We start from the raw sequence: 5079 nt of genomic DNA on the forward strand, positions 1-5079 counted from the left end.
ATCCATATCCATCACCAACACTGCCATTGGATACCCCCTCTAATCACTCACTACCGACAACAACGACTCAGTAAGGGCGTTTCGCGAAACGCCCCTACGACTTAATTCTATATTTGCTGCTGGATTAGAATATCCCCGTCTCCCCGTCTCCCCGTCTCCCTGTCTCCCTGTCTCCCTGTCTCCCCATCTCCTCGTCTCCCCGTCTCCTCTTCCTCCTGCTACGCGATCGATAATTTGCCTTAAAGTTCGCAACTGTGCCAACTCTTCAGGATTTACGGGGGGTAGATCTGGATGTTGAGACTGCATTGCCCCTAAGATCTCTACCCTTTTAATCGAGTCAATCCCCAGATCGGCTTCCAGATCCATATCCAACTCCAACATTGCCACGGGATACCCCGTTTTCTCGCTGACTACCGACAACAATGATTCAGTAAGGGCGTTTCGCGAAACGCCCCTACGACTTAATTCTATATTTGCTGCTGGATTAGAATATCCCCGTCTCCCCGTCTCCCAGTCTCCCAGTCTCCCTGTCTCCTTGTCTCCTCTGCCTTCTGCCTTCATTACTTCCTCTTCCGCATCATCATCGAAGGATCTATTTGAAGCTTCAAGAATATAGTTACTTGATGATTCTGTAAGTTGAAGATTAGAGTTATTAGAAGTCGCGATCGACTCTCGATCGGGTTCGACGGGATTTGAAGCTATTTGTGGCGATGGTTGTTGGAGTAATTCTAAAAACTGTTGAGTATAAGCAGCCTGATTGTCTAAATATTGTTGGTGTACTTGATTGACTTGTGTTTGATGTTCCTGAAACCGCATCAAAAGCTCGGCAAAATTAGACTGTAAATTACTACGATTCGATGAATTGTTAGATTGAGATGATTGATTCATAGTTGCTTTGTTTTGAGGACGATCTGAGGAATTAATTTTTCGATTTGGACGAGCTATCTTATCGGGCTTCGCCCTTAAGGTAGAAGGATCTTCTTCTACTTTATTTGCTGCGGGGCAGTCAGTTTGGTTATTTGATCGAACAATATTTGATTGAGTATTTTTAGATCGGTTCTCTTTATAGAGATTTGTAGGATACGAACTAGAGCGATCGCCTAAAGCAGTAGTAAAAGCATTCTTAGTGCGATCGCTGACATAATTAGCTCCATTTAATTGAACATTAAAACCTTTGCGACTTGACTGGGCTTTGGTTGGGGATAAATTCTTTTGGGTACTATTTAAAGGAAGCCCTAGCACTCTTAATTGAACGATCGCTTGTTGGAAAAGGCGATCGCTTGTGGGTTGTTCTTTATTTCTACGATGCAGACAAATAGCCGTGTGGGGTCGATCGCCTAAAGTATCTGCTACTAAGTTGGTCAAAATATTCCTCGCCCCAAATTCCACAAAAACCCTACCTCCTGCTTGATAGATGTTTTCGATTTCGGTTTTAAAGTCTACTGGTTCGAGGATTTGCTGGGCTAAAATGCGCTCGATCGCTTGAGAATCTTGGGGATAAAGATTAGCGGTAGTGTTGGAATAAACGGGAATCTGGGGAGTATGGAACTGAACTGAATTTAATGCGGTAGCAAAAGGTTGTTGAGCGTGACTGACGAAAGGAGTGTGAAAAGCAGCGGAGACGGGCAACAAAACCGTATCGAAACCCCAACTATCTAATTTATCTTTAGCCAGGAGAATGCTAGAAGTTTGACCCGCTAACACTACCTGACGGGGAGAATTCCTGTTGGCAATAGTAATGTTTTCTAGATTGGTAATTAATTGCTCTAGGCGATCGCTATCTCCTTTAACTGCTAGCATTTTTCCCCTATCCCCTGTAGGGTTTGTCGCCATTGCTTGCCCTCTGGATTTAACTAGAAAACAATAATCGCGATCGCTCAAAACTTTAGCAGCCCAAAGTGCAGTCAATTCTCCAAAACTATGACCTGCAACTATATCTGGCTGGAAGCCAATATTTTGTAGGAGATTATATAAACCCATGCCAAACGCACCAATGGCAGGTTGAGCGTTTTCTGTTTTATTGAGTTCGGCAGTTTGTATTTCTTTTTCTGCCCGATCGAAAACTGGCGGAGGAAAGACTAGCTGAGAAATTGGAGTTAATTTATCTTTAGTTAAAGTGCGATCCATCTGCTCGAATGCTTGATGAATTTCGGGATAGCGAATGGCTAATTCTCGACCCATTTCTACATATTGCGAACCCTGTCCCGAAAACAAAGCCACCACTTTATCTGTAGTTTTAATTCCCCCACGACGATAGTAAATACCCTGAGGATGTTCCCACGACTGATAACTGCTATATTGCTCCAGAGTTGCGATCGCAGTTTTTAGTTTGGTAATGGTTTCCCCTAAAGATTCTGTAACCCAACCAACTCTACTAGCGGTTATGGGAATAGTTAAATTATGGCTATCTTCAATTAACTTATGGTGTATTTCTGTTGCGCTATCTGTCGCCAACTCTTTAATTAACTCTTGGCATTTAGCTAATAAGCTTTCGGGCGTATTTGCCGAAACTAAAATACTCGATGCTTGCGGGGATATATTATCTTTGCTAAATTTATTTTCTCCCCGATACTCTTCCAAGACGACATGAAAATTAGTCCCACCAAAGCCAAAAGAACTTACTCCCGCCCTTCTAGGGGTATCATCCGCCGTCAGCCAAGGACGAGTTTTGGTATTGAGGTAAAAGGGGGAATCTTCAATTTCTAACTTAGGGTTGGGTTTCGTAACGTTAATTGTCGGCGGTAAAACTTGGTGATGCAATCCTAGAGCAACTTTAATCAGACTAACCGCCCCTGCTGCTCCTTTAGTATGTCCGATTTGCGACTTAACACTACCTAAAGCGATCGCCGATTTATGGGGATTATTTTCGCCAAAAACTTCTTTTAAACCCGCAAATTCCGCAGGATCGCCCGCCATAGTCCCTGTCCCGTGAGCCTCCACCAAACCTACAGTTTGGGCTGGAAAACCCGCATCCTGATATGCCCGACGCAATGCCACAGCCTGTCCCGAAGAACGGGGTGCATAGATGCTTTTGTATTTACCATCGCTAGAAGTACCCATGCCTTTAATTACGGCATAAATGCGATCGCCGTCTCGTTCGGCATCGGCTAATCGTTTAAGTACCATCATGCCCAAGGCTTCCCCAATCAGCATCCCGTCAGAATCAGCCGAGAAAGGTTTAATTTGTCCCTGGCGAGAAAAAGCAGGAGTCTTACTAAAAGACATATACATAAAAATCGTATTGTCCGTATCTACTCCCCCCGTAATCATCATGTCGCTGCGATGTTCTTCCAGTTCGGTAATTGCCATCCTCAAAGCACTCAAAGAACTAGCACAGGCAGCATCCACCACGCAATTCATCCCCCCCAAATCCAAGCGATTAGCTACTCTGCCCGAAACCACGTTACTCAATAACCCAGGAAAAGAATTTTCCGTCCAAGGAACGTATGCCAATTTCATTTGCTCGATAATCTTAGCGGTATCAGCTTCAGAGACACCGTTACTTCTCAATACTCTCTCCCAAATCGGAGATTGCAACCGATTAGCTAAAGGAGAAATCAGCGGTTTTCCCCCAGCAACCCCTAAAACTACTCCAGTGCGCTGTCGAACCGATTCCGTAGCATCCTGATATCCCGCATCGGCTAGAGCATCTTTCGCTACGATCAAAGACAACAACTGAGATACATCCGTTACTTCCAAAATATTCGGCGGCAAACCAAACTCTAAGGGATTAAAATTAATATCGGGAATAAAACCGCCCCTTTTGCAATAAGTCTTGTCGGGAGTATGGGGATCGGGATCGTAATAATCATCAATATTCCAGCGCGATGGCGGAACATCAGTTATACAATCTACTTCGTTGACAATCTTCGACCAATACTGATGAATATTTTTAGCTTGGGGAAAAATCCCTGACATTCCAACTATAGCGATCGAAGTTTTTGGCATTGCAACTAGGAAATATTGAAATAATTACTGTAACTCTGTTCCGAAAAATTAATTAAAGTATTTATATATAATTATCAGTCTGAATCAATACTTTTTCGCGATTTGACAATTTTAAAGTTTGCTGCCTTCTGCCCTGACCGACCCTAAAGGGTACAGCTTCGGATCAGGGAATACTTTAGTGTCTTTGGGGCTGCCCTTTGCCCGATATATTAGGTCAAATCAGATTTATTCATTCTTTACTTGGCTTTGCTGTTTAAAATTTAATCTCCTTGAACTTTTTCCCTGACTTTTGCCAAAAGTCTATTATCCTTATTGTGGTTTTCTCCCCGATAAAGGCGATCGATTCGTTTGCGGTTTTCCCCTAAAACGCGATCGTAACGTCCAAGCTTCATTTCACTCAACGGCATTTGCTTATCTGCCAAATTCTCTAGTATTTCTTTGTCTTTCTTAAGCTCGTAATCTACAAAAAATCTCACAATAGGCTTAACTACAAATTTAAAGAGCGATTTATTAATGATGGGATTGGCAAAAAGAAAGATTGTCAATCGCGTTTGGCGATCGCTAATGGGTATATAAAAAACGACTAACTTTACCTGTATTCGTCTTGGCTTATCGGTCGCAGGATCGAGCCAAAATTGATCGAAAATGCTATATAAAGGAGAAAAGTAGGTCTTCCAGTCATTTAAAAACCAGTCACCCGACTGTACGTTAAAGAATATTTTTTCCACTATCCAGGGTAAAGACTGTTGAACCCCCCGATTAATAACGCGGACAGATTCATCTGTGGTTTCAATACGACTTTCCACGGTGGCAATATTCTCGGCAGAATAGCCAAAATAAGTATGAGTGCTGGGATTATGTTCGATGTCGGAAAAATTATCGACAACAACTTCTAAGGGTGCTTCAATTTCTTGAGTAATAACGCCAGCAGATAAATGCTCTTGAAGATTGAAATCGGGGAAATTAGCGGATGAGTCGGCAGATTTGATCCAAATCACTCCATAACGTTCGATCGCAGTCAACGATGGCACGCAGAGATTTAGCTTGGGGGTACTAGGACTAAATACTTTGCCATCAGCAGTATATCTCCAAGAGTGATAAGGGCAAACAATTTCCTCATTCTCAACCCAA

2 protein-coding genes are annotated in these 5079 nt (G+C 42.8%); both read right to left on the reverse strand.

Features of this window, described 5'->3' with window-relative positions; all coding sequences use genetic code 11:
• Positions 1-39: 39 nt before the first annotated feature.
• Positions 40-3948: a beta-ketoacyl synthase N-terminal-like domain-containing protein gene (locus tag AC33VI_RS03430; RefSeq protein WP_491780869.1), complete on the reverse strand. Its 3909-nt coding sequence runs from the start codon at positions 3946-3948 to the stop codon at positions 40-42.
• Between the two features lie 260 nt (positions 3949-4208).
• On the reverse strand, positions 4209-5079 hold an 871-nt coding region (locus AC33VI_RS03435), incomplete at its 5' end, for a Rieske 2Fe-2S domain-containing protein (protein ID WP_491780870.1).

The sequence above is a fragment of the Waterburya sp. genome, assembly GCF_058530065.1.